Genomic DNA, 24,853 nt, shown 5'->3' with positions numbered 1-24,853 from the left:
CCATGACCCCTGGGGAGAGCACGCAGGCCGCCCTGATCCTCAAGGTCGCGACCCACCTGTTCGCGGCGCTCGGCTACGACGGCACGTCCACCCGCCAGATCGCCGAGGCCGCCGGGCTGAACATCGCCACCGTCAACTACCACGTGGGCGGCAAGCGGGAGCTCTATCTCGCCGTCATGGAGGCCGCGCACCAGGCGGAGAAGGCCGCCCTGGAACGCGCGCTCGAACGCCTGCCCGGCGACGACCCCGTGGCCGCCCTGCACCGGCTCACCGACGACTACCTCGACTTCTGCGTCGACCACCCCGAGGTGCCCGCCCTGTGGATGCACCGCTGGCTCTCCGACGCCGGCGACATCACCCAGCTCGAACGCCAATACGTCAAACCCCTGATGGAGACGGTGACCGCGGCCCTGCGGCCGGCCGTCGAGTCGGGGCTGATCTCCCCCGACGCCGACGTCGAGTACACCGTCTGGACCGTCATCTGGGCCGTGCACGGTTTCGCCAAGGGCGGCGTGCTCGACGCGGAGGGCCGCCGCAGGGCGGCCGGCGACCGTGCGGCGCTGCGCCGCTTCCGCGCCCACCTGCACCGCGTCGTGCACCGCACGCTCGGCCTGCCCGGCGACCTGCGGTGACCGCCCGCGGCGCCGCGCCGCCGGCCGGATACCTCGGGCGCGGCCGGCTGCTCGGCTACGGCGTCGGCTCCGTCGGCACCGGCGTGTTCTCCGCCGTGCCCGGGCTGCTGCTGCTCTACTACCTGACCGACATGCTCGGCGTGCCCGCGGCCGTGGCCGGCGTCGTGCTGGTCGCCCCCAAGATCTGGGACGTGCTGCTGAACCCGCTGGTCGGCGCCGCCAGCGACCGCGAGGCCGTCAGGACGGGCCGCAGGACGCGGCTGCTGATGACCGGGGCGCTGGCGCTGCCGGTGGCGTTCGCGCTGATGTTCGCGGTGCCGGGTGACGTGCCGGGGGCGGTGTGGGCGGGGGCGGCGTTCCTGCTCGCGGCCACCGCGTTCGCCTGCTTCCAGGTCCCGTACGTGGCCCTGCCCACCGAGATGTCCCCCGACCGGGGCGAGCGGACGCGGATCATGTCCTGGCGGGTGGTGTGCCTGACGGTCGGCATCCTGGTCGCGGGCGGCCTGGCCCCCGCCCTGGTCGAGCTGGCGGGCGGCGGGCGGGCCGGTTACGCCGTGATGGGCGTGACGATCGGCGCGATCATGGCGGCGGCGCTGGTGGCCTCGACGCTGGCCACCCGGTGGGTGCCGTCCCTTCCGGGGCCGCGCCAGCTCGGCCCGGTGGCGGCCTTCAGGCTGGCCCGGGGCAACCGGCCGTTCTTCGTGCTGCTGGCCGCGTTCGTGACGCAGGCGCTGGCCGTGGCGGTGATGCTGGCGGGAGCGCCGTACGTCGCGGCGTACCGGCTCGGCGACGACGGCCTGACCTCGGTGATGTTCGTCTGCCTCGTCGGGCCCAGCATGCTCGCCGTGCCCGCCTGGGCCTGGCTGGCGCGCGTCCACGGGCCGGTGCGCTGCTACCTGGCCGCGTCCATCGGCTTCTGCGGGGTCGCCGTGACACTGGTCCCCACCATCGCGGCGGGCGGGCTGGCCGCGACGCTGGCGCTGACCGCGCTGGCCGGCGTCTGCTACGCGGCGCTGCAACTGCTGCCGCTGTCGCTGCTGCCCGACACCGTGCACGCCGACGCGGCGCGTACCGGGCAGGCGCAGGCCGGGGCGTTCACCGGGTTGTGGACGGCCGGCGAGACGGCAGGCCTCGCGCTCGGCCCCGGCCTGTACGCGCTGGTGCTGGCCCTGTCCGGGTTCGTCTCCGCGGCGACCCCCGTCGCGCAGTCCCCTGGTGCGCTGACCGGGCTGCTGCTCGGCTTCACCGCGCTGCCCGCCCTGCTCATGCTGATCAGCCTGCCGTTCGTCCTCCGCTACGGCAGGCTCACCCTCACCAGAAAGGAGGCCGTGTGACCCTCCCCCCGGCCGGCCGGTCCGCCGAGGACCTGCTGGCGGAGATCGCCCGGCTCAAGGAGCACGACCTGCCCGTACGCGGCGGTCAGGTGACCGCCTACGTCTACGACACCGGCCGGGCCGCCGTGCACGACGCCGCGACCCGGGCGTACCTGGAGATGCTGGAGGTCAACTGCCTCGACCCGACCGCGTTCCCCAGCGTGGTCGAGATGGAGCGGCAGGTCGTCGGCGCGGTGTCCGACCTGCTCGGCGGCGGCCACGGGATCTTCACCAGCGGCGGCACCGAGTCGATCATGCTGGCCGTGAAGGCCGCCCGCGACCGCGCCGCCCGCGACCGGCCGAACCTGGTGCTGCCCGTCACCGCGCATCCCGCCTTCCACAAGGCGGCCCACTACCTGGGCGTCGAGGTCAAGGCCGTGCCGGTGGACCTGGAGACGTACAAGGTGCGGCCCGCCGACGTGGCCGCCGCGATGGACGAGCGGACGGTGCTGGTCGTCGTGTCCGCGCCGTCGTACCCGCAGGGCGTGATCGACCCGGTCGAGGAGGTCGCGGCGCTGGCCGCGGCCGCCGGGGTGCCGTGCCACGTGGACGCGTGCGTGGGCGGATGGCTGCTGCCCTGGTTACGGGAGGCGGGCGCGGCGATGCCGGCGTTCGACCTGTCGGTGCCCGGTGTCACGTCGCTCTCCTGCGACCTGCACAAGTTCGGCTACGCGCCCAAGGGCGCTTCTGTGCTGCTGTTCGCCGATCCCGCGATGCGGCGCAAGGCGTACTTCGCCTCCGCCGCCTGGCCCGGGTACACGATCATCAACGCGACCGTGCAGAGTTCGCGCTCGGCCGGGCCGCTCGGCGGCGCCTGGGCGACGCTGCAGGCGCTGGGCCGCGAGGGGTACGTGGAACTCGGCCGGGCCACGCTTGAGGCGACCCGCCGGCTGCGCGACGGCCTCGCCGCGATCCCCGGGCTGCGGGTGCTCGGGGAGCCCGAGTCGTCGCTGGTGGCCTTCACGGGTGACGACGTGGACGTGTTCGTGCTGGCCGACGAGGCGCGGGCGCGCGGCTGGTTCCTGCAACCGCAGCTCTCGTACGCCGGGATCCCCGCGAACCTGCACATCACGGTCACCGGCGTCACGCTGTCCGGGGTTGAGGCCATGCTGAAGGTCATCGCCGAGTCGGCCGACGCCGCCCGCGAGCGCGGGCCCGCCGTGCTGCCCGACGGTCTCGTGGAGCTGGTCGCCGGCATCGACCTGGACGCGATCGACGACGCCACGTTCGCCGAACTGAGCGCGTCGGTCGGCGTGGACCTGCGGCCCGGCTCGGGACAGCCGGAGATGGCCGTGGTGAACGCCGTCCTGGACGCCCTGCCACCCGCGTCCAGGGAGGCGGTGCTGGTGCGCTTCCTGTCGGTCATCTACGGCGGCTGACCCGCGGCGCCGGGTTCGGCCGTCCACGGCCGGTCCCGGCGTCAGGTCGGGAACGTGGCCTCGATGCGGTGGCCGCCCTCCGGCAGGGGGGCGCACTCCAGGGTGCCGCCCGCCAGCTCCACCTGACGCCGCAGGTCGAGCAGGCCGATGCCGGAGGTGGCGGTGAAGTGGGGCACGCCGGCGTCGGGCCGGCCGCCGGTGTGCCGCACGGTCACGCGTACCGCGCCCGGCAGCCACCGCACCAGCACCCGCGCGCCCGCCCCCGGCGCGTGCTTGCGGGCGTGCGCCAGCGCCGCCTCCACCACCACGTACGCCGTCCGCCCCACCAGCCCCGGCACCGGCACCGGCGTGCCGTCCACCGACAGCTCGACCGGCAGCCCCTCCCTGGCCGAGTCGATCACCAGGGGCCGCAGGTCGGGCAGCGGCAGCCCGAGGTCGAAGCCCTCACCGGTGCCGCGCCGTAACAGCGCGACCATGTGGCGCAGCTCGTCCAGCGCCTCCGACCCCGCCGCCCTGATCTCCTCGGCCGCCGCCCTGGCCCGCTCGTCGCCGGTGTTCATCGCCATGATCCCGGCCTGGAGCACCATGCGGCTGACGCGGTGGGTGACGACGTCGTGCAGCTCACCGGCCAGGCGCTCGCGTTCGACGCGCTGGTCGCGCTCGGCCAGCTCGGCGCGGAGGCGGTCCCTGACGCGGACGTAGCGGCCGTACATGACGGACAGAGCGATGACGGCCTCGGTGCGCCCGGCCAGCGGCAGGCGGTCGGAGAGCGCGAGCACGCCGAGCGCCAGCACGATCACCGGCAGCCAGCGCGCCAGCGGCCGCTCGCCGGCAGCGAACGCCATCGCGGCGTACGCGGCGAACGGCCCGGCGGGCGGCCAGATCGGGGCACCAGGCGCGGGCGGCGGCACCACCGAGGGGAGGAGCACCGCGAGGACGGGCAGCGCGACCGCCGTGGCAGCGCCGACCCAGGCCACCGCGAGCGGAGCGCGGCGCAGCCACAACACCGGGACCGCCGCCGCCAGCAGGATCGCCAGGACCGCGCCCGTATGGCCGGTCGCGAGCGTCAAGCCGGCCGCGACCAGGACCGCGATGGCGTCGATCGGTCGCGGGCGGGCACCGTCCACCGCCTCATCGTACGATCACCCGCCGTGCCTGCCCACCCCCGATCCGGTAGCCGCTCAGACCCGAGTGATGCGGACGGCGTCGGCGATGACGTACCCGGTGGTGGAGGTCCACCGGCTCACCCCGACCACGTTGTACGTGCCGGCGTTGAGGGAGAAGGTGCCTATCGACCGCCAGGCTCCGCCGTTGCTCCGCTGGTCCACGGTGACGGTCTGGTTCCCGCCCGAGGCCGCCACCAGGTACGGCGTCGCGCTGTTGTAGCCCGCGTCGGCCGGATACCACACCTCGACCCGGTAGCTGCCCGCGCTCGGGATCGCGGCGCGGAACCACGCGGGATCGCTGGCCGCGACCGGGGCGGCGAAGCGGTAGTCGGTGCCGTGCAGCTGCCCCGAGTACGTCGAGGTGCCCCACGCGGAACCGGCCGTGAACCCGGCGTCCGCGTTGTCCACCACCACGCTGAACCCGCCGCCGCCACCGCCCGGCGCGCGGCCCTGGCTGGGCGCGCTCTCCTGGTGGGTGCGGTTGAGCGCGGTCACGTAGTAGGTGGGCGACGCGATCGGAGCGGGGTCGGTGAACGTCTTCTGCCTGGTCGTCCCGATCAGGTTCGTCGCGTCGGCGAACGAGCACTCGCCGGCCGTCCCGTCCACCCGGTAGACCGCGTAAGCGGTGCCCGAGCCGGTCCAGGCGAGCTGCACGCTCCCGCCCGAGCGGGTGGCCGACGTGATCGACGGCACGGCGGGCGCGGCGGCGGAACCGCGCGCGGGCACCAGCGCCGGCCTCGTGTAGTGGTCGCGGACGACCTTGGTGAACGCGCCGATCCTGTCGGCCTTGACGTCCTTGGCGCTGAAGAAGACGTCCCCGGTGATCTCGGGATGCCGGCGGTTGTCGAGGAGGTGGTCGCTCAGCTCTGCCGGGTCCTGCCAGGCGGCGTCCTGCCCCGACGCGCCCGCCCGGTAGGCGGCCTGACCGACGACGAGCTGCACGCCGGTGCCCCTCGCCACGTCGGACCACCAGGCGGTGAGCACCTCGTACGCGGCCGTCGAGAAGCCGATGTGCCAGTAGATCTGCGGCGCCAGGTAGTCGACCCAGCCCTGCTTGACCCAGGTGCGGGTGTCGGCGTAGATCGCGTCGTACGACTGCAGGCCCGACGTGCGCGAGCCGAGCGGGTCGGTGCCCGCGTTGCGCCAGATGCCGAACGGGCTGATGCCGAACGCCACATGCGGCTTGGCCGCGTGGATGCGCTGGTCGAGCTCGCGTACGAGGCGGTTGACGTTGTCGCGGCGCCAGTCGCCGACGTTGCCGAACGAGCCGCCGTAACGGGCGTAGGCGTCGGCGTCGGGGATGTTCTGGCCGCTGACCGGATACGGGTAGAAGTAGTCGTCGAGGTGTACGCCGTCCACGTCGTACTTGCTGACGGCGTCCATGATCGCGTCCTCGATGAAGGCGCGGACCTCGGGGATGCCCGGGTTGTAGTAGAGCTTGCCGCCGTAGGCGAAGCGCCAGTCGGGGTGCTGCCGCGCGGGGTGCGTGGAGACCAGCCTGGACGGGTCGTCGTGGTTGGCGATCCGGTACGGGTTGAACCAGGCGTGGAACTCCAGGTTCCTGGCGTGGGCCTCGGCGACCATGAAGGCCAGCGGGTCGTAGCCGGGGTCGCGGCCCTGGGTGCCGGTCAGCCACTGCGACCATGGCTCGTACGGCGACGGCCAGAACGCGTCGGCCGTCGGCCTGACCTGCACGATCACGGCGTTCATGCGCTTGGAGACGGCCAGGTCGAGCCAGGCGCGATACTCGGCCTGCTGCGCCGAGACGCTGAGCCCGGTGCGGCTGGGCCAGTCGATGTTGGCGACCGAGGAGATCCACATGGCCCGGAGCTGGCGCTTCGGGGTGGCGGGGTCGGGGGTGCAGGCCGCGGCCGCGGCGGAGAGGGGGTTCACGAGGCTGAGGAGTGCGGCGGTGAGCGCCGCCAGGACGATACGCGGAAGCGCGGTCACGAAGGAAAGTTTCAGCGCAATCGACGGATTGCGCAATGGTCTTCAGAAAGATCGGAGGACCCAGGCGTCCGTTGAAGGGCGAGAAGTTTCACTTAACTCGGAAGTAATGTCAATTATCGACATTTGTCAGGAGATTGCCGTAGCGTGCTGCCGTCACGTCTGTGAACGAGGAGCCCCCATGACTCTCGCCCGCACGCGATTAGCAGCCCTCGCCACCGCGATCCTCACCCTCATTCTCATCGGCGCAGGCCAGCCCGCCTGGTCCCAGTCCGCCGAGCCCCCACTGCCCGCCGCGTTCACCAAGGCGGCCGAGACGCACGACGTACCGCGTGACCTGCTGGTCGCGCTCGCCTACGCCGAGACCCACCTCGACGGACACGGCGGCGAGCCCAGCGCCAGCAACGGCTACGGCGTCATGCACCTGGTCAGCAACCCGACCAACCACTCGCTCGAACAGGCCGCCAAGCTCACCGGCATCCCCGCCGACCAGCTGAAGAAGGACGACGCGGCCAACATCCTCGGCGGCGCGGCCGTCCTGCGCGCCCACGCCGACGCGCTCGGCCTCGACGACGGCGCCCGCAAGGACCCGGGCCGCTGGTACCCGGCCGTCGCCAAGTACGGCAACGCCTCCTCCCCCGAGCTGGCCCGCCTGTACGCCGACGCCGTCTACGAGCAGCTCGGACTCGGCATCGACACCAAGGGCGTCCGCGTCGCGCCCCAGGAGATCACCGCGGACCGCGGCGAGTACGCCGAGGCCCGCGACCTGAACGCGCGTGCCGGCCAGAAGTCCGGCCAGGCGGCCGAAACCCCCGCCGCCATCGCCAGCGCCGACTACCCGCCGGCCGCCTGGGTCGCCGCCAGCTCCAGCAACTACCGTGTCTCCAACCGCGAGACCAGCTACAACATCGACAAGGTCGTCATCCACGTCACCCAGGGCTCCTACGCCGGGACCATCTCCTGGTTCCAGAACCCGGCCGCGCAGGTCTCCGCCCACTACGTGGTCAAGTCCTCCAACGGCGCCATCACCCAGATGGTCCGCGACAAGGACGTCGCCTGGCACGCCGGCAACTCCAGCTACAACAACCGCTCCATCGGCATCGAGCACGAAGGCTTCGTCAACGACGCCTCGTGGTTCACCGACGCGATGTACCGGGCCTCGGCCGCGCTCACGCGCTACCTGTGCGACAAGTACAACATCCCGAAGAACCGGACCGGCATCATCGGCCACAACGAGGTGCCCGGCGCCACCCACACCGACCCCGGCTCCAACTGGAACTGGACCACGTACATGAACTACGTGACCGGTGGCGGCGGCACCCCGAGCTGGACGACCACGGTCGACAACAGCACCTCCGGGCAGTTCACCGCCAGCGCGAACTGGGGCACCTCCAGCTACTCCAGCCAGCGCCACGGCGCCGACTACCGCTTCGCCGACCCGGTCGCCTCCAGCGACCCGGCCTGGTACTCGGCCACCATCCCCAGCGCCGGCACGTACCGGGTCGAGGTCTGGTACCCGGCCGACCCCGGCTACAACAGCTCGGCGCCGTACATCGTGGCGACATCGAGCGGCAACCAGACCGTGTACGTCGACCAACGCTCAGGCGGCGGAGCCTGGCGCTCCATCGGCACCTTCTCCCTGAACGCGGGCACGTACAACGTGGTCGGGGTGAGCCGCTGGACCTCAGGCACCGGCCTCGTCATCGCCGACGCCGTCCGCATCAGCCGCTGACCCTCTGAATAACCCCGGCCCGCGCCCGCTTACCTCCCGGGCGCGGGCCGCACTTCAGCGGTCAGAAATCGAACTCACCCAGCTTCACCCCACCCAGGAAAGCCCGGAACACCTCACCCCGCAGCACCATCGGCGGAACGTCCTGCTGCTCGGAATCGCGGATCGCGTACCGGTCGCCGCTCAGCTTGGCGGCGTAGAGGCAGTCCCCGCCGTTGGGGCCGGAGAGTGTGGACTTGACCCATCGAGCGGTTTCCAGCTCGGCGCGCAGTTCATCACCGATCGTCATACCGTGCCGCCACCTCACTTATCAGGCGCTTGCTTACGTGTACCGGATGTGCCCATTCGCGAATTACGTCATACATTTCGCAGATGCGACGCACTGTCTCCTGATGGGCAGAAACGTGTGCCTGCGCGGCCGCTTCGAGGTACACGTGGTCCGACATGCCATCGCCCTGCACATGGGAGAAGGCCCCAAGAACGCCGGCTGTGGCACCCACATCGAGCGGAACCACCTGCACCGAGATGTTGGGCCGCTCAGCCATCACGAGCAGGTGGCGTAGTTGTTCCCGCATCACCTGCTTTCCGCCCACAGGTCGCAGGAGCACGCATTCATCGAGCAGCGCCCGATAGGCCGGCGGCTCGCTTCGCTCCAGCACAGCCTGCCGCCGGAGCCGCGCCTCGACGCCCTCCTCGATCCACAGGTCGGTGGCCAGCGGCCATGCCGCGAGAACGGCTCGCGCGTAGTCAGCGGTTTGAAGCAGCCCGGGGATCACGAGCGGTTGCCAAGTGCGGATGGTGTGCGACCTTTCTTCCGCTTCGGGCCATTCGCGGAACCACTTCGGCACGGACATGGCCGTTGTGTTGGGGAGGAGGTCGAAGAGCTCGCCGTTGAGGCCGAGGACTGCTTCGACGGTGAGGGTGAATTGCCTCGTCGGTCGGCGTTTTCCGCGTTCGATCAGCCCTACCAGGCTCTCGCTGCAGGAAAGCAGCTCTCCCAGAGCCGTTTGCGAGAGGCTTGCTCGCTCGCGGGCCTTTCGCAGGATCTCGCCGTACGTCCCCTCGCCCATGGTTCTCACGCCCATCCGTCCGGGTACAGACCGTGACTCAGCGATTACAAAATAGCGGTGGAATGCCACGCTGGTAAGGGCGTGCGGACAACGGGCTAACCGGCTGTCGGCACGAAACAGCGGCAATTCACAGCAAAGTCGGTGATCGCATGCGCATGGCAGCGGAGATTCCGGACGTCGATGTGTGGCGGCATACGACCCTGCGCCGAAACGACAGAATCTCGTGGCAGGCTCGGCAGGCGACCGGGCTCTGGCTTGTCGACAGTCACCCCGCTCTACGGGCGGATGCCCTCCAGGTCGTCGCCGAGCTGGTCGCCAACGCGGTGCGGCATGTGCCGGGTGGGAGGCGGCGGGGCTGGGTGACGGTGCGGCTCGGGTTCGGGGACGGGTTCGTCCGGGTGCAGGTGATCGATCCGGGGGCGCGGCGGGCGGTGCCGTGCTTCGGCTCCCAGACCGGGACTCTGGAGGAGTCGGGGCGGGGGCTTGGGATCGTCGCAGCCCTGAGCATCCGGTACGGCACCGAGGTGCTCGGGCGCGGCCACCGGGTCGTCTGGGCCGATCTCGCGGCCATTCCGTGAACAGGAAATACCCGGGGTGGGAGATCCTTGAGGGTGCCGGGGGTGGGTACATCGCGTACCGGGTCGTTCTTGTCGCCCGGACCAGCGGGTTGTCCAATGTCCGGTGCGGGGCCACCCTCGATGAGTTGTTCCGGCACCTTGCTCAGGAAATGGCGTCAGGCGGTGGCGCCGCCGTCTATGACGTGGTCGGTGCCCACGACGAAGCTTGACTCGTCCGACGACAGCCACAAGGCGGCGGCGGCGATCTCGTCCGGGGTTGCAACGCGGCCGATCGGGAGCGAGCTCTTCATGCGGGTGTCGCGGTCTTCGCGGGTTTCGCCGGGGCGCATCGACATGGGGGAGTCGATGGGGCCGGGGCTGAGGGCGTTGATGCGGATGCCGTCGGTGATGTGGTCGCGGGCGGCGGTTCTCGTCAGGTGGCTCACCGCGGCTTTTGAGGCGGCGTAGGCGCTGGCCCCTGCCAGGCGCCAGTGGGCTCCCAGGTTCGACGCGACGTTCACGATCGTGCCGCCGCCGTTGGCTCGCATGTGAGCGATCTCGTGCTTCATCGACAGGAACACGCCCTTGAGGTTGACGGCGACCACGTCGTCCCAGGTGTCCTCGTCGTAGTCGGCCAGCGGGGCGACCGTGCCGAAGATGCCGGCTGCGTTGAGGGCGATCTCGAGGCGGCCGTAGCGGCTTACGGCGGCGTCCACCATGGCGGCGACCGACGCCGAGCGCGTCACGTCCACCGCGTACGCGCTCGCCCGCCCGCCGCTCTCCTCGATCAGTTTCACCAGCTCCGCGAGCCGGGCCTCATCGCGGCCCGCGACCAGGACGGCGGCGCCCTCCCGCGCGTACGCGAGCGCCGCCGCCCGTCCCACGACCCCGCTCGCGCCCGTGACGAGCGCGACCTTGCCTTCGAACCTTCGCTGCATGGATTCCATACCAATCGTTCTCATATTTGGACGGCCATCATGGCCTGGTCGACCGCGTCGCGCAGGCGGCGCGGGTCGGGGTCGGCACGGGCGAGGACCTGGAGCCCCTGCAGCAGGACGAGGAGGAACGCGGCCAGCGCCTGCGGGTCCTTGCCCGACGGGATCTCACCCTGGGCGCGGGCCCGCACGAGCGCGCCGGTCAGCGCCGTCTCCAACTCCGTCCAGCTCGCCGCCACCTTCGCCAGCACGGCCGGGTCGCGGGCGGCGAACTCGACGGCCGAGTTGACCACCATGCAGCCCCGCCGCAGCTCGTCGGCCAGGCAGGTGGCCACGTACGAGTCCAGGAGCGCCCGGACGGCGGGCACCGCCGGCCCCGGCTGGGAGAGCGGGCCGATCACGTCGCGCCCCCGCACGTAGCGGTCGAGCGCCTTGACGTACAGCTCCCGCTTCCCTCCGAACGTCGCGTAGATGCTCGCCTTCGCGACCCCGAGCCGCTCCACGAGGTCGGCCATCGACGTCGACTCGTAGCCGCGCTCCCAGAACAGCTCAAGCGCATGCTGCAACGCCACGTCCGGGTCGAACTCCTTGGTCCTTGCCACGGCCGTGACGCTAGCAGTATTGAGACCGATCGGTCAAAAATCCGTCTCGCCGAGCTGCCGGTAACATCGGCTGCCGCCCCTCAGCGCGGCGTGAGGACTGCCCTCCAGGCACCGTCCGCCTGGCTGTTGGAGTTGGCGGCGAGCTGGGTGGCCCTGGAGCCGTCCACGCTGACCAGCACCAGCCCGTTCTTGAACTCGTTCTCGCACGTCCCCGCGCACCCGAGCGCGATGACCTCGTCGTCGCCGGCCCAGGCGTGCAGCTGCAGCACCCGCTGACGGCCGGCCACCTCGCCGGTCTTGATATCGGTGATCTTCGTGGGCAGCCCGTCGTCACCGAGCAGCAGCCGGCCGTCCGGCGAGAGCGCCGAGTGTCGCGAGTGGCCGACGTAGTGCTGCCCGGCCGGCGCCTCCGTTTCCTTGCCGTCGATCGTGTACCAGACACGATCGGGGCGGTTGATCGTGGGGCTCCAGATCAGCGTGCCGTCGAGGCTCCAGCCAAGGTCCTGGCGCCTGTTCCCTTCGAGCCGCCGCTCCCCAGGGGTGCGCAGGAAGGGAAGACCTTCGTCCATGGTGGGCAGCGGCGTCAGCTCGTGGTAGTCGGTGGTGCCCGCCGGCACGTCGATGACGTAGTAGCCGGTGCGCGGGCTGGGGGCCCTGCGTGGGCCGAACTCTTCGCCTAGGGATTCCTGCAGGTCAGGGTATTCGGAGTAGGCGGTGGCGAGGATCCTGGTGCCGTCCGGGGACCAGGCGACCGAGGCCACCGAGTGCTCCAGCTCGTACCAGGCGAGCATCTGCCGGGTGTTCATGTCGAGCACGCCCACCCGCTTGCCCATCACGTCGCCCTCGACGACGGCCGCGACCTGAAGGCCGGGGGCGACGTCCACCCACGCGTACGGGGTCCGCTCGTAGCCGCCGGTGCGCGGGTCGTACAGGGACCAGGTGTACCGGATGCGCCGCAGGTCGTTCTCGATGGGCTCGGCGCTTGTCTGGTAGTACGCCGAGACGGCCACGGTCCCCGCGGCGATCAGCTTGGCTGGCGGGACGTTCTCCGTGTCGGTACGCACGTCCGTCGGCGCCGGCGACGGCCTGGCCGGCAGCTGCACCCCGTCGGCGGGCGCCACGACGGGGTCGGCGCGGCCGGTCACGAACACCGCGACGGCCGCGATCATGGCGCCCACCAGCAGCATGGCCCCCAGCGGCACCCAGGGAGCGCGCCTGCGCAGCGCCCGGTCGGCGAGGTCGGCCGGCACCTCGGCCTCGTCCGCCCATTCCTCGAACGTGTCACGCAGCAACCTGCTCATCTGGCCACCTCCTCCATTCCCTGTGCCAGCTCGGGGGCGATCTCGCGCAGCCGCGCCAGCGACCGGTGCGCGGTGCTGCGCACGGTGCCGACGGTGCAGCCCAGCATCTTCGCCACCTCCTGCTCAGGCAGGTCCTCGAAGTACCGCAGCACGAGCACCGCCCGCTGCCGGGCGGTCAGCCTGGACAGAGCCGAGCGCAGCACGAGGCGCAGCTCGCTCTGGTGGTGGGCGTCGCGCGCGGCCCGTTCCGGCGGGCTCGCCTGCACGACCTCGGGCCGGCGTACGCTCGCCCGCCACCAGCTCACCTGCTGCCGGTACATGATCTGCCGGACGTACGCCTCCGGCGTCGCCACCCGCCGCCATCTGCCCGCCAGCTTCGCCAGCGCCGTCTGCACCAGGTCTTCGGCCGCGTGCTGGTCCCCGCCGGTCAGCAGGTATCCGAGCCGCATGAGGGCAGGCGATCGCGCGGCGACGAACTCGCGGAACAGGTGTTCGTCCGCGGCGTCCACGGTCACCTCCAAGGGGATCGACAATCACCCTTGCAGACGCCGTGGCGCCGCCCCGCTATGCGACCTATCGAAGGTCGTGGTGCTGCTGGGCGGCCTGCAGCGCCGGGGTGTTCTCGCTGAACCAACTCAGCAGCGCGCACAGCTGCCGCGCCAGGCTCCGCCCCAGGGGCGTCAGGCGATAGCTGACCTGCGGCGGGACCGTCGGCTCCACCAGGCGTTCGGCCAGCCCGTAGCGCACCATCGACTTGAGGTGCTGCGACAGCATCTTCTGGCTGATCCCGCCGATGTGCCGGTGAAGAGCGGAAAAGCGCATCGGCCCGGGAACCAGCGCGGCGATGATCAACGCACCCCATCGCCCGGTCACCTCGGCCATGACCGGCCGGGCCGGACAGTCCTTGTCGAAGGAGTCCGCCGGCAGCTCGAACTGCTCACTCACCGCCATGCCCCGAGCTTACAAAAAGGTACGTACTTACGAAAGGTGAGCCGCAGTTCTACAGTCGAACCCACCTGCAAACACGACGAACGGATTCAAAGTGGTAGCAAGCCATGTATCCCCGGCCTTCCTCGGCTGGGACCTCGGAGGCATCGTGGTCCGCCGCATCGACGAGATCGACATGTCACCGGCGACCAGCCAATGGCTGCTGCCCGACGCCACCCCGGAACACCTGCACCACCCCTTGCTCCCCCCCGATTTCACCGCCGTCGCGATGCACGTCCACCTCTTCGCGATCGAGGCGAACGGCCGGCGCATCCTCGTCGACACCGGCATCGGCAACGACAAGCCCCGGCAGATCCCCGACGCCGACAACCTCCGGACCCCGCTGCTGCACCGGCTGACCGCCGCGGGCTTCGCCCCGGACACCGTAGACCTGGTGATCACCACGCACATGCACGTCGACCACGTCGGCTGGAACACCCACCTGGCCGACGGCCGCTGGACGCCGACCTTCCCGAACGCCCGCTACCTCACCGACCGCAGGGAATGGGACTACTGGACCGCCGCCGCGGAAACCGACGAGGACGTCGCCCAGGCGCACCGCGACTCGCTGCGGCCCGTCCGCGACCACGGCCTGTACGACCTGCTCGACATCCCCGCCTCAGGGCTGGACGTGGCCGACGGCGTCCGCCTGGTGCCCACCCGCGGCCACACGCCCGGCCACCTGTCGGTGAAGCTGACCGGCGCCGGCCGCAACGCGCTGATCAGCGGCGACAGCCTGCATCATCCCGTGCAACTGGCGTACCCCGACATGGGGAGCGTCGGCGACGTCGATCCCGCCGAGGCACGGACCACCCGCCACCGCCTGCTGACCGAGCTGGCCGGTACCGACGACCTGCTGCTGGGCACCCACTTCACGCATCCCACCGGCGGACGGGTCTGTCGGGAGGGCGACCGGTTCCGGCTGCTGGACGCGTCCCCGGCCCTGCTCCCTAGCGCGTGACGTCCGGGTCTTCGTCGTCGTCCGGGCGGGTCGGCGTGGGGTTGAGGTATTCGAGCGGAGCGTCGTCCCGTACGGCCCGCTCCGCCTCGGGCGTCTCCTCCACGGGACGGATCTGCTCCGGCACCTCCAGCAGGCCGAGCGTGTCCTGCTCGCCCCTTCGGGTGATGACCGCGTTGATGGCCTCGGTCAGCTCCTGCCTGTCGTAGGCGCCCTCGGGCAGCTCGTTGAGGTGCCCGAGCAGGTCGGCGGGCAGGCTGACGTGCCGGGACGCCTGCGCGTACACGTCTCTCATCGCCACCCGCTCGCGTCCCTGGAACGCCTCGTCGATCGCCTGGCGCAGCTCGTCGAGCACCGCGTGTTCCGTCATCAGCTCTCCCCCGGAGTTCCGTGGAGCAGGTCGTCCGCCTGCTCCGCCACCATGTCCACCGTGACGTCGCGCACCCAGGACTCCTCGTGCGGGCAGCGCTCGGCCGCCGGGTCCACGCCGTCCGCGCCGCAGGCCGGGCAGGCCGTGGTCCACGAGATCAGCGGCCGGTGCGCGGCCCTGCTGAGCGGGCCCGCGTTGATGAGGTTGCCGCACCAGTAGACGGCGACCGTGGGGGTGCCGACGGCCGCGGCCAGGTGGCGCGGGCCGGTGTCGTTCGCGATGAGCAGGTCGCATCGCTCGTAGAGCGCGGCGAGGCCGCCCAGCCCGAGGGTGCCGACGACGGGGATCGCGGGCCGCCGCATGGCCGCGACGACGCCCGTGACCAGGTCCTCCTCCGCGCGGGTGCCGGTCACGACCACCGGTCTTCCGGTACGGTCGGCGGCCTCGGCGAAGCGCTCGACCGGCCAGCGCCTGCGCGGGTCGGTGGCGCCGGGATGCACGGCGACCAGCCCCCGCGGCGTCCTGCCGAGCACGCGGGCCAGCTCGGCCCGGTCGCCGCCGGTGACCTCCATGCGCGGCTCCAGCCCGCCGCCCACCCCGCCGACCAGCGCCGCGACCTGGAGGAAGCGCAGGGTGTCGTGGTGGTAGTGGGTGTACGGCAGCCACCGGTCCAGGCTCTCCGCCCCGGGCGCGCGCAGCCCTGCGGTCACCCGGGCGCCCAGCCGGCGCACGAACGGGTTGGAGTAGCGTCCGCCGCCGTGGATCTGCACCGCGAGGTCGAAGCGCCGCTCCCGCAGCTCGTCGTAGAGCACGTCGGGGGCGCCGCGCCCGCTCTCGTACGTGGACACGCCCGTGATCGGCGGCAGGGCCACCACGTCGTCCACCGGCCCTGGCCGCCCGGTGAGGAACGCGGCATGCCACGGCGTGGCGAGCAGGGTGAGCTGCGCGCCGGGATAGGCCCGCTTGAGCGCGTCCAGCGCCGGCACGGCCATGAGGTAGTCGCCGAGCGCGTTGGCCCGGAGCACCGCGATCCGCCGCACATCCGCCACCAGCCCGCCGCCCGCTTCCGAGCCGGCCACGGTCCCCAGGCCGGCGCTCACCGCGGGATCAGGCGCGATCATGACGGCTCCATCACGTAGTCGTAGCACTCGGCGGTGCGGTCCACGACGGTGGTCGGCAGCTCCAGGTGGTAGGCGCGGCTGGGCAGCAGCCCGGCGCCACCGTGCCGTTCCATGACGCGGAGCTGCGCCACGACGTCCTCGCCGGCGTGCGCGGCCGGCACCGACCGCCAGAACTCGAACCCGCCGCACCCCTCCAGCAGGGCCCGGTCGTAGAGCACGCACCCGCCGATCCAGGCCACCTTGTACGCCTGCCACGCCGCCCTGATCCCCACCTTCTCGGCCAGGTGCAGCGGGTTGGCCGCGTTGTGCAGGGTGTGCCGCCGCCAGGCGGGGCTGTCCCTGCGCACCCGCTCGGGCCACACCTGCCGGGCCCACTCCTCGTACGGCGCCAGCTCGTGGGGCCGCCGGTCGTGCCGGTAGGACAGCCCGTGCAGCCCGTACCCGACGAACCCGCACCCCAGCTCCCCGAGAGCGGACACCAGCACGGAGACCGCACCAGGCTCGAGCCACACGTCGTCGTCCAGGTAGAGGCACCACCGCCGCTCCGCCTGCTCCAGCAGGAACTGCCGCTGCTCGGCGAGCCCCCGTGCGGGCACGTGGCGCAGCAGCGAGACGGGATGGCCGCGGTGCTCCAGGATCCGTACGGCGCTGGCCACCAGCGGGTCCCCGGTCACCGGCACGGACGACTGGTCGGAGATCACGACCCGGAACCCGCGCGCGTCCTGCGCCGCGAGCCCGGCCAGCGTCACCGCCAGCGAAGCCGGGCGGTCCTTGGTCGGTACGAGCACATCGAGGTCTCCAGGGCCGTGCATAGCCGCCTGGCTACCCGTCCCCTATCGCGCCTAACTTCCGGTATGCCGGGTTTGAGCAGGGCTTTTACAGGTACCTCCTCCTCATGGGCACAGACAAGATCCCCAGCGCCGTGGTCGTCGGCGACGTCATGCTCGACTCGTGGCTCCACGGCTCTGCCAAGCGCCTCGCCCAGGAGGCGCCGGTGCCCGTGATGAGCCTGGAGACCACCGAGGACGCTCCCGGCGGCGCCGCCAACACCGCCGCCAACCTGGTGGCGCTCGGCGCCCGCGTCCGGCTGGTCGGCGTGGTGGGCGACGACGAGTGCGGCGCGACGCTCGTCGAGTCGCTGCGCCTGCTCGGCGTCGGCGTCGATCTCGTGACCGTGCCCGGCCGGCGTACGGCGCACAAGCGGCGGCTGATCACCAGCGGCCAGCTCACCGCCCGCTACGACGAGGAGGACCACGGCGAACTCCCCGAGGACGCCGAGCGCGAGCTGCTCGGCCGGCTGACCGACGCCCTGGCCGGGGCCGACGTGGTCGTCGCCTGCGACTACGGGGGCGGCGTCTGCACGCCGGCCGTCCGCAAGGCCCTGGCGGGACAGCCGCTGCTGGTCGTGGACGCGCACGCGGTCGCCCCCTGGCGCGAGTGCGGCCCGTACGCGGTGCTGCCGAACTTCGCCGAGGTCGTCCGCCTGCTCGACGACGAGGACGAGACCGGCGACCGGCCCGCGTACCTGATGGCCAGGTCCGAGCAGCTCCTGGAGCTGACCGGCGCGCGCATGGTCGTCACCACCCTGGACGGCGAGGGCACGCTGCTGCACCGCCCGGGGCAGCCGCCGTACCGGACCTACGCCCAGCCCGCGCCGCAGCACATGGCGACGGGTGCGGGCGACACGTACACGGCCGCGTTCGCGCTCTGGCTGACCGGCGGCGCGGCCCCCGAGGAGGCGGCGCGGGCCGGGCAGGCGGCGGCCGGGGTGGTCGTCCGCCGCCAGGGCACCGCCGTCTGCACCCGGTACGAGCTCCAGCGCGCCCTGCGCCGCCAGGAGGGCCAGGAGGGCACCGTGCAGGCCGCCGAGCAGCTGGCCAGGCTCCTGGACGAGCACCGGCGCAGGGGCGAGCGGGTGGTGTTCACGAACGGCTGCTTCGACGTGCTGCACCGGGGGCACGTGACGTACCTGGAGCAGGCGAGCCGGCTCGGCGACGTGCTGGTGGTGGCGGTGAACGGCGACGCCGGCGTGGCCAGGCTCAAGGGCCCCGGCCGCCCGGTCAACCCGTGCGAGGACCGCATGTCGGTGCTGGCCGCGCTCACCTTCGTGGACTACGTGACCGAGTTCGACGAGGACACCCCGGAACGGCTGCTGCGGATGATCCGCCCCGAGTTGTACGTGAAGGGCGGCGACTACACCGCCGAGATGCTGCCCGAGGCGCCGCTGGTGCGGGCGCTGGGCGGCGAGGTGCGGGTGCTCGACTACCTGCCCGACCGCTCCACCACCGCCATCATCGGCCGCCTGCGCCTGCTGCCCTGACTCACCCGAGCGCCTTGGACAGCCACGGACGCAGGACCGGCAGCACGTTGACGGGCTGCATCGCGCTCATGTGGTCGAGCCCGTCGAGCACCTCGACGTCCCAGCCCCGCTCCGCCAGCTCGGCGCGGTGCCGGACGAGCGGGCCGCGCAGGTCCACCGTCACGCCGCCCCACTTCTCCTCGTAGCGGATCTCGTCCTCGGAGCCCGCGAAGCACAGGCGCGGGCAGGTGAGCCCGGCCTCCTTGTCGTCGAAGCCCTGGAGCCCTTCGTAGAGGGTGACGAACTGCCTGGCCTGCTCCTCGCTCGGCAGGCCGTCCGTCGACGACCAGGGGTCGTCGCTCTCCGAGGGTGCGGGCGGGTCGACGGCCATCTCGTACGTCGCCATCGTCACCTTGAGCATCTCCGCGTACGGCCCCGCGTACGGCGGGAACCCGCCCATGACCAGGGCGGAGAGCCGGTCGGTGCGGAGGGCGAGCTGGAGCCCGCTGAGCGCCAGCCACGAGTACCCGTAGTAGGCGAACCGCTCGGCCCCGGCCGCGTCGGCCACGGCCAGGAGGTCGCGGGCGACGTTCTCGGGGGTGAGGGTGCCGGGTTTGGGGTGGTCCATCACGTGCCCCTGGTAATCGAAGGCCACCACCTGGAAGGCGTCGGACAGCCCGTCGATGAAGGTGCGGCCGAGCGCGGGGTCCATGCCCCACTTGCGCATCTCCTCGGCCCGCTCGCCCTCCACAGGCTGTGGATCGACCGGCAGCAGCACGGCGGGACCCGACCCGTGCACCTCCACCTCGATCGTCTCGCCGTCGTGCATCGTCGCCTCGGCCATGGCGCCCTCCCCTGATTCGTTACGCCGTAAAGAGTTAATGAGGCGACAATAGCTTATGCCGTAAAGAGTCTCAACGGATTGGGGACGGGCACCCAGCGCATGGCCGCGCCGTCGGCGTCCAGCCAGCGCAGCAGCAGGTTGGCCTTGGCCGGCACGGACGCGGCGGCCAGCAGCTCGCGCAGCTCCCGGGGATCGCCGTACTCCTTGCCCGCCGCCGCGAAGACCGCCCTCGCCCGCGCCCACAGCTCCGCCCGCAGCCCAGGATGCCGCTCGGTCAGCGCGCCCGCGATCTCGCACAGGTTGTTGGTGACCAGGCAGTAGACCAGGCGCTCCCACGCCCGTACGGCGCCCAGCAACGGCCCCGCCGCGTGCCGCTCGGCGACCAGCTTGACGCCCTCGTAGTCGCGGAACAGCGCCTGCGCGGGCAGCCCGGCCGCGTCCACCGCGACCAGCACGTTCTGCAGGTGGCATTCGAGCACCACCCCATGCCTGAAGTACGCGTGCAGCACCGGCGGCACCACGTGCTCCAGGTAGCGCTGCCACCACACCAGGGCCGCGTCCTCGTCCGAGGCGTCCAGGGGGTTGCCGGGGAAGCCCTCCGCGATCCCGGCCGCCAGCAGCGGGGTCAGCCCCGGGCGTACGTGCTCGCCCAGCCCGTCCCTGACGATCACCGCCAGCGCCTCGCCTCCGTCGCCGTCCCGCTCGGCGCTGCGGTACCCCCGGTCCCGGAGCAGCGACGGGCCGGGCAGGTCGTCGAAGACCGTCTCCAGCAGGGCCGCCACGACGGGGAGGTGGCGCAGGTCGTGCAGCCACAGGCGGCGTACGTCGTTGGTGATCCGCACGTCCAGGCTGAACTTGAGGAACAGGTCCGCGTCCGGCAGGTAGACGGTACGGATGGAGGCCGTCGCCACCGCCCTGCCCTGCGTGTGTCCCAGCCTCCGCAGGTCCGGCAGCCCGCCGAGCAGCTCGACCTGCCAGGGATGAGCGGGCAGCGCCCCGCCGAGCGCGCTCACGTCCCCGCTTTCGATCAGCTCGCCGTCCGGCACGTCCAGCAAGGTCAGCGGGAAGCTCGCCCGCACCTCCGGCGAGTACGGCAGCCACGCCTCCGGCCCCATCCCGCCCCTGGCCTTGGGGGCGGGATGGTAGGGGTGCCCGGCCATCAGCGCCTGCTCGGAGCGCAGGTAGAGGTCGGCCGGCACCGGCGCGTCCCGCCTGGCGGCGAGCAGGGCGGCGGCGACGTCGCGGCTGTGCAGGATCTCGGCAGGCACCACGTCGTTGCCCACCCCGGTGCCCGCCCGCAGCTCGGCGGCGGCCAGCTCGACCAGCTCGTCCAGCGTCAGGGGCCGCCACCCGCCGGCGACCCGCAACAGCGGCGCACCCGGCCGCCGGCCATCCGCCACGCGCAACAGCCGCCCGGTGGCAGGCAACCGATGGACCTGCGCGGACCGTGCGGGCTGAGCCACCTCCCTGATCAGGCAGTTGAGCAGGGCCGTCGTCGCGAGTGCGGCGGCTTCGTCGGCCGGGTCCGGTGGAGGGCCGGTGGGCGGGAGTACGTCGTCGGTGGCTGCCATGGCGACCGTACTCCTACCCTTTTGTCCCCATTGGTGCCCACAGGGTAGCCACCGGGAATGAGGACGCGGAAGGTGGAGATCATGAGGCCGGTGGAGGCCGCGTTCGCCGGGGAGCTGGCCCGCGTACGGCCCGAGCTGTCCGGCCGGTACGCCGCCGAGCTGCCGGGCGCGCGGGCCGCCGTCATGGGGCGGCTGTGGCGGGGGCTGCTGTACGAGCCGCTGCCAGGGCTGAGAGCGGCCGGACCCGGGTGCGTGGTGCTCGCCGACGGACGCCGGCTCATAGGGCCGGAGCGGCGGCCGTACGACGTCCGGGACGAGCCCGAGCTGCTGCTGGAAGGAAAGCCCCGCACCCACCCGGCCGCGCTGCTCGAAGCGCTCGCCCTGCCGGGCACCGCCGCCCTGGTCGAGGACCTGGACAACAGCGTCGCCTCCCTCGCGCTCTCCCGCGCCGGCGCGTCGAAGGAGGCCCCGAAGACGCCCGAGGAGCACGAGCAGAGCGTGATCGACGGGCATCCCTACCATCCGGGGTGCCGCAACAGGCCAGGGGTGTCGGTGGCCGAGCAGCTCGCGTACATGCCGGAGCACCGCCCCACCGTCCACCTCGACCTGCTGGCCCTGCCCGCCCGCGACTGCCTGGTCACCGGGCCATGGCCCTTCGTGGACGGCGACCGGCTGCTGCTGCCCGTGCACCCGTGGCAGACCCGGCACGTGCTCGCCGGGCTGGGGTTCCGTCCCCATGTGACGGGAGCGCTGCCCGCGCGGCCCCTCATGTCCGTACGGACGCTCGCCCCGCTCGACGGCGGCCCTCACCTCAAGACCGCCTTCACCACCCGCATGACATCGGGGGTCAGGGACATCTCCCCCGGCTCCGTACGCGACTGCGTCCCTCTGTCCGACCTGCTCACCACGGTGGCCGAGCAGGGCGGCGGGCTGCGCATCGCCCGCTACCTGGCCGGCGCCGCGGGGCCGGTGAACGGGCGGCCCAGCGCGGACGTGTCGGTCATGCTCCGCGACCCCACCCAGGACCCGGACCCCGTCCTGCCCCTCGCCGCCCTCCCCACCCGGGCGACGGCCACCTGGCTGGAGACGCTCGCGCGGCTGCTCTGGGAGGGCGCGCTGGGGATGCTGGCCCACGGGATCGCGCTGGAGGCGCACGGCCAGAACCTGCTGGTGGTCCTGGACGGCGACGGGCGGCCGTACCGGCTGATCTACCGCGACCTGGCCGACGTGCGGATCAGCCCGGAGAGGCTCGCCCGCCACGGCATCGAGACCCCGCCGGTCAGCGCGCGGCTGCTCAGCGACGACCCGGCCGTCCTGCACGCCAAGCTGCTCGGCTCGCTGGCCGCGACCACATTCGGCAGCCTGATCTCCGCCGTCGGCCGGGGCGACAGGGCCGTGGAGGGCGAGCTGTGGCACGTCGTGGCCGCCGCCGCACGTGACGCCGCCGACGTGCTGCCGGCCGCCGACCGGGCCGCCCTGTTCGCGGAACGGCTCCCGGCCAAAGCTCACCTGCTCACGCGGGTGAGAGGCACCGGCGATCACTGGACGAGCCTGCCGAACCCCCTTCTTGACGTGCTTTGAGGCCGTAGGACCTATCCGATCGCGCGCGGCAGGAGGAGGATGGGGAGCGCTGACGCGCCCCGGACATGAGAGGGGGCTCGCGATGATGCACCTTTCCGTCCGGCTCGTCCCCGTGGACGGCCACACCTTGGTGGTCGCCCTGACCGGCGAGCTCGACCACATGAGCAGGCCCGTGCTGTCCTCGATCCTCGACCCCGTCCCCCGGTCACCGCTCATGCACGTCCTGGTCGCGGCGGCCGACCTGTGGTTCTGCGACCTCAACGGCCTCGAACGGCTCACGCTCACCCACCGCGCGCTGCGGGCCAAGGGCGGGCACCTGGCCGTCGCCGAGGCCCGCCCGCCGCTGCGCCGCCTCATCGCGCTGATGGGCGAGCAGGCCGACATCCCGGTGCACGCCACGATGGCGGAGGCGCTGGCCGCCGCCCAGGTGGACGCCTACCGCCTCCCCGCGCCCGCCCGCCGCCACCTTCCCAGCCTCCGCGGCATCCAGCCCACCCCCCGCCACGCCCGCTGACAGCCGCGACATGAAAGCATCTCCTCATAGGCCGAGCGAGTGCTTGGGGAGGCAGCGGTGGCTGACGAGTTCGATGTGATCGTGATCGGCGCCGGACCCGCCGGCGAGAACGTGGCGGACCGCGCGGTGCGCGGCGGGCTGACCGCCGCGATCGTCGAGGAACGGCTGGCCGGCGGCGAATGCTCCTATTGGGCATGCGTCCCCAGCAAGGCCCTGCTGCGGCCGGTCGATCTGGCCGCCGAGGTCGCCAGGATGCCGGGGCTCACGCTGGGCGAGATCGACGTCGCCAGGGTGCTGGCCAGGCGCGACGAGGCGGTCTCCGGCTACGACGACGGCGGGCAGGTGCGCTGGATCGAGAGCGTGCCGATCGAGTTCTTCCGCGGGCGCGGCCGGCTCGACGGTCCCAAGCGGGTGCGGGTCACCGGCGAGGACGGCGACGATCGCGTGCTGACCGCCCGCCAGGCCGTCGTGCTCGCCACCGGCAGCACCGCCGCCGTGCCGCCCGTGCCCGGCCTCGCCGAGGCGAACCCGTGGACGAGCCACGAGGTGACGGCGGCGTCCTCGGTCCCCGAGCGGCTGGTCGTGCTGGGCGGCGGCGTGGTCGCCTGCGAGATGGCGCAGGCCATGCACGGGCTGGGCGCCCGTCAGACGACCGTCGTGGTACGCGGGGGCCGCCTGCTCGGCCGCATGGAGCCGTTCGCCGGCGAGCTGGTCGCGGAGTCGTTCTCCGAGGCCGGCATCGACGTGCGCTTCCACGCGCAGACGGAGCGGGTCGAGCGGCCCGAGCCGGGCGGCAAGGTCACCGTGCACCTCGGCGACGGCCCGCCGCTGGAGGCCGACGAGGTGCTGGTGGCCACCGGCCGCGACGTCGCCACCCGCGGCCTCGGGCTCGACACGATCGGCCTGCCCGACGACGCCCCCGTCGAGGTCGACGACAGCATGCGGGCCACCGGCGTGGCCGACGGCTGGCTCTACGCCGTGGGCGACGTCAACGGGCGGGCGCTGCTCACGCACATGGGCAAGTACCAGGCGCGGATCTGCGGTGACGTGATCGCCGCCAGGGCGCGCGGCGACGAGCTGCCCGCCATGCGCGACCTGGCCGGCCCCTACGGCTCGCCCCAGGTCGTCTTCACCGACCCGCAGGTCTGCGCGGTCGGCCGCACGGAGGAGCAGGCCCGCAACGAGGGCTTCCAGGTGCGGGCGGTCGAGTACGACATGGGCGCCGTCACCGGGGCCTACCTGCTGGGCGACGGCTACCGCGGCAAGGCCAAGGCCGTCGTGGACGAGGACAGGAAGGTCCTGCTGGGCGTCACGTTCGCCGGGCCGGGCGCGGCGGAGCTGCTCCACGCGGCCACGATCGCGGTGACGGCCGAGGTGCCGCTCGACCGCCTCTGGCACGCGGTCCCGTCCTTCCCGACGGTGAGCGAGATCTGGCTGCGGCTGCTGGAGACGTACGGGCTGTAAGAGCCGGTCAGCCGGTGGCGCGGCGGGCGGCGCCGGGGTGTTCCTCGGGCTCCGAGGGGTGCAGGGTCAGCTCGGTGACCGTCTCGGCGACGCTGTCGCGCAGCTCCACGTGTGGCAGAAGGTCGGTCTGCCGCAGCACGGTCAGCAGGTGCGCCGACGGCCGGACCAGGATGATCCGGCCGCTGCCGCCCTCCTCCTCCATGCGCTGCAGCGCCATGCCGAGCACCCCGATGATCGAGGCGTCGTAGAAGTCCAGGTCGGCCAGGTCGAACACGAGGACGGGGCCGACCGACCAGTTCCAGACGAGGTCGATGCAGGAGCTGAAGCGCACGCGGCCGGCGTGGTCGAGCACTCCGTCGGCACGGACGACCGTGCAGTGCAGGTGCCGGGTCGTCTCGATCCGCAATCCGCTCGTTCCCACAGAAGAACACTGCCCGCTGAGCGGCGTTCTCA

At 72.4% G+C, this 24,853-nt stretch carries 25 protein-coding genes; 10 read left to right on the top strand and 15 right to left on the bottom strand.

Annotated features, from left to right (window positions below; all coding sequences use genetic code 11):
* The first annotated feature begins 2 nt into the window (after positions 1–2).
* Genes AB0K18_RS28205 through AB0K18_RS28195 form a run of 3 tightly spaced genes read left to right on the top strand, consistent with a single transcriptional unit; the run spans position 3 to position 3,384 of the window.
* Entirely contained in the window at positions 3–632 is a 630-nt protein-coding gene (locus AB0K18_RS28205; RefSeq protein ID WP_364919832.1) for a TetR/AcrR family transcriptional regulator, read from the top strand.
* Positions 629–1,966, top strand: coding sequence for an MFS transporter (locus tag AB0K18_RS28200; protein ID WP_364919829.1), 1,338 nt, complete (start codon positions 629–631; stop codon positions 1,964–1,966). The genes AB0K18_RS28205 and AB0K18_RS28200 overlap by 4 nt, the downstream gene beginning before the upstream one ends.
* Entirely contained in the window at positions 1,963–3,384 is a 1,422-nt protein-coding gene (locus tag AB0K18_RS28195) for an aspartate aminotransferase family protein (protein ID WP_364919826.1), read from the top strand. The genes AB0K18_RS28200 and AB0K18_RS28195 overlap by 4 nt, the downstream gene beginning before the upstream one ends.
* A 41-nt stretch (positions 3,385–3,425) precedes the next feature.
* Here AB0K18_RS28195 and AB0K18_RS28190 read toward each other — a convergent pair whose 3' ends face one another.
* Positions 3,426–4,511, bottom strand: coding sequence for a histidine kinase (locus AB0K18_RS28190; protein WP_364919823.1), 1,086 nt, complete (start codon positions 4,509–4,511; stop codon positions 3,426–3,428).
* 54 nt (positions 4,512–4,565) lie between these two features.
* Complete coding sequence (locus tag AB0K18_RS28185; protein ID WP_364919820.1) at positions 4,566–6,500, bottom strand: family 10 glycosylhydrolase; 1,935 nt, start codon at positions 6,498–6,500, stop codon at positions 4,566–4,568.
* Positions 6,501–6,678: 178 nt separating this feature from the next.
* Between AB0K18_RS28185 and AB0K18_RS28180 the strand changes: the two genes are divergently transcribed.
* A complete protein-coding gene (locus tag AB0K18_RS28180; protein ID WP_364919818.1) occupies positions 6,679–8,229 on the top strand; it encodes an N-acetylmuramoyl-L-alanine amidase in 1,551 nt (516 codons plus the stop codon).
* Between the two features lie 61 nt (positions 8,230–8,290).
* Here the strand turns inward: AB0K18_RS28180 and AB0K18_RS28175 are convergent, their stop codons facing one another.
* Positions 8,291–8,515, bottom strand: a complete 225-nt coding sequence (locus AB0K18_RS28175) for a DUF397 domain-containing protein (protein WP_364919815.1) — start codon at positions 8,513–8,515, stop codon at positions 8,291–8,293.
* Positions 8,502–9,296 carry a helix-turn-helix transcriptional regulator gene (locus AB0K18_RS28170; protein ID WP_364920235.1) on the bottom strand — a complete coding sequence of 265 codons (795 nt, stop codon included), beginning with the start codon at positions 9,294–9,296 and terminating at the stop codon, positions 8,502–8,504. Before AB0K18_RS28170 ends, AB0K18_RS28175 begins: the two co-directional genes overlap by 14 nt.
* A gap of 149 nt (positions 9,297–9,445) precedes the next feature.
* On the opposite strand from AB0K18_RS28170, the gene AB0K18_RS28165 reads away from it, so the two are divergent.
* On the top strand, positions 9,446–9,874 hold the full coding sequence (locus AB0K18_RS28165) for an ATP-binding protein (protein WP_364919813.1): 429 nt from the start codon (positions 9,446–9,448) through the stop codon (positions 9,872–9,874).
* Between the two features lie 155 nt (positions 9,875–10,029).
* Here AB0K18_RS28165 and AB0K18_RS28160 read toward each other — a convergent pair whose 3' ends face one another.
* From AB0K18_RS28160 to AB0K18_RS28140, 5 genes are all read right to left on the bottom strand, one after another.
* The gene (locus tag AB0K18_RS28160; RefSeq protein ID WP_364919810.1) at positions 10,030–10,791 is read right to left on the bottom strand and encodes an SDR family oxidoreductase; all 762 of its coding nucleotides are present in this window, start codon (positions 10,789–10,791) and stop codon (positions 10,030–10,032) included.
* 20 nt (positions 10,792–10,811) lie between these two features.
* Positions 10,812–11,390: a helix-turn-helix domain-containing protein gene (locus tag AB0K18_RS28155; RefSeq protein ID WP_355412452.1), complete on the bottom strand. Its 579-nt coding sequence runs from the start codon at positions 11,388–11,390 to the stop codon at positions 10,812–10,814.
* Positions 11,391–11,470: 80 nt separating this feature from the next.
* The gene (locus AB0K18_RS28150; protein ID WP_364919806.1) at positions 11,471–12,691 is read right to left on the bottom strand and encodes a hypothetical protein; all 1,221 of its coding nucleotides are present in this window, start codon (positions 12,689–12,691) and stop codon (positions 11,471–11,473) included.
* Complete coding sequence (locus AB0K18_RS28145) at positions 12,688–13,200, bottom strand: SigE family RNA polymerase sigma factor (protein ID WP_364919804.1); 513 nt, start codon at positions 13,198–13,200, stop codon at positions 12,688–12,690. The genes AB0K18_RS28150 and AB0K18_RS28145 overlap by 4 nt, the downstream gene beginning before the upstream one ends.
* A gap of 64 nt (positions 13,201–13,264) precedes the next feature.
* Complete coding sequence (locus tag AB0K18_RS28140; RefSeq protein ID WP_364919801.1) at positions 13,265–13,642, bottom strand: helix-turn-helix domain-containing protein; 378 nt, start codon at positions 13,640–13,642, stop codon at positions 13,265–13,267.
* A gap of 145 nt (positions 13,643–13,787) precedes the next feature.
* On the opposite strand from AB0K18_RS28140, the gene AB0K18_RS28135 reads away from it, so the two are divergent.
* A complete protein-coding gene (locus AB0K18_RS28135; protein WP_364919798.1) occupies positions 13,788–14,639 on the top strand; it encodes an MBL fold metallo-hydrolase in 852 nt (283 codons plus the stop codon).
* Here AB0K18_RS28135 and AB0K18_RS28130 read toward each other — a convergent pair.
* The 3 genes from AB0K18_RS28130 to AB0K18_RS28120 are packed head-to-tail and all read right to left on the bottom strand — an operon-like array spanning position 14,629 to position 16,939.
* Complete coding sequence (locus tag AB0K18_RS28130; RefSeq protein WP_364919796.1) at positions 14,629–15,006, bottom strand: hypothetical protein; 378 nt, start codon at positions 15,004–15,006, stop codon at positions 14,629–14,631. The genes AB0K18_RS28135 and AB0K18_RS28130 overlap by 11 nt on opposite strands.
* The gene (locus tag AB0K18_RS28125; protein WP_364919793.1) at positions 15,006–16,127 is read right to left on the bottom strand and encodes a glycosyltransferase family 9 protein; all 1,122 of its coding nucleotides are present in this window, start codon (positions 16,125–16,127) and stop codon (positions 15,006–15,008) included. Before AB0K18_RS28125 ends, AB0K18_RS28130 begins: the two co-directional genes overlap by 1 nt.
* Positions 16,124–16,939 carry a glycosyltransferase gene (locus AB0K18_RS28120; protein ID WP_364919791.1) on the bottom strand — a complete coding sequence of 272 codons (816 nt, stop codon included), beginning with the start codon at positions 16,937–16,939 and terminating at the stop codon, positions 16,124–16,126. Before AB0K18_RS28120 ends, AB0K18_RS28125 begins: the two co-directional genes overlap by 4 nt.
* An 83-nt stretch (positions 16,940–17,022) precedes the next feature.
* On the opposite strand from AB0K18_RS28120, the gene rfaE2 reads away from it, so the two are divergent.
* A complete protein-coding gene (gene rfaE2 / locus AB0K18_RS28115) occupies positions 17,023–18,447 on the top strand; it encodes a D-glycero-beta-D-manno-heptose 1-phosphate adenylyltransferase (RefSeq protein WP_364919788.1) in 1,425 nt (474 codons plus the stop codon).
* Position 18,448: 1 nt separating this feature from the next.
* On the opposite strand, the gene AB0K18_RS28110 is transcribed toward rfaE2, so the two are convergent.
* Together AB0K18_RS28110 and AB0K18_RS28105 are read right to left on the bottom strand one after the other, a co-directional pair.
* Positions 18,449–19,270, bottom strand: coding sequence for an alpha/beta hydrolase (locus AB0K18_RS28110; RefSeq protein WP_364919786.1), 822 nt, complete (start codon positions 19,268–19,270; stop codon positions 18,449–18,451).
* Between the two features lie 53 nt (positions 19,271–19,323).
* A complete protein-coding gene (locus AB0K18_RS28105) occupies positions 19,324–20,841 on the bottom strand; it encodes an IucA/IucC family C-terminal-domain containing protein (protein WP_364919783.1) in 1,518 nt (505 codons plus the stop codon).
* Between the two features lie 81 nt (positions 20,842–20,922).
* Here AB0K18_RS28105 and AB0K18_RS28100 point away from each other — a divergent pair, with 81 nt between their 5' ends.
* The 3 genes from AB0K18_RS28100 (at position 20,923) to AB0K18_RS28090 (ending at position 24,400) form a co-directional block, all read left to right on the top strand.
* Positions 20,923–22,422, top strand: a complete 1,500-nt coding sequence (locus tag AB0K18_RS28100) for an IucA/IucC family protein (protein ID WP_364919780.1) — start codon at positions 20,923–20,925, stop codon at positions 22,420–22,422.
* Positions 22,423–22,504: 82 nt separating this feature from the next.
* Positions 22,505–22,936: an STAS domain-containing protein gene (locus tag AB0K18_RS28095; RefSeq protein WP_364919777.1), complete on the top strand. Its 432-nt coding sequence runs from the start codon at positions 22,505–22,507 to the stop codon at positions 22,934–22,936.
* Positions 22,937–22,993: 57 nt separating this feature from the next.
* The gene (locus AB0K18_RS28090) at positions 22,994–24,400 is read left to right on the top strand and encodes an NAD(P)/FAD-dependent oxidoreductase (protein ID WP_364919774.1); all 1,407 of its coding nucleotides are present in this window, start codon (positions 22,994–22,996) and stop codon (positions 24,398–24,400) included.
* A gap of 7 nt (positions 24,401–24,407) precedes the next feature.
* Here AB0K18_RS28090 and AB0K18_RS28085 read toward each other — a convergent pair whose 3' ends face one another.
* Positions 24,408–24,821, bottom strand: a complete 414-nt coding sequence (locus tag AB0K18_RS28085; protein ID WP_364919771.1) for an STAS domain-containing protein — start codon at positions 24,819–24,821, stop codon at positions 24,408–24,410.
* Between the last annotated feature and the right edge of the window lie 32 nt (positions 24,822–24,853).

The organism is Nonomuraea sp. NPDC049421, assembly GCF_040677005.1.
GTDB lineage: Bacteria > Actinomycetota > Actinomycetes > Streptosporangiales > Streptosporangiaceae > Nonomuraea > Nonomuraea salmonea.
Note: the sequence above shows the minus strand (reverse complement) of the source record. Positions and strands in the feature narration are given on the sequence as shown.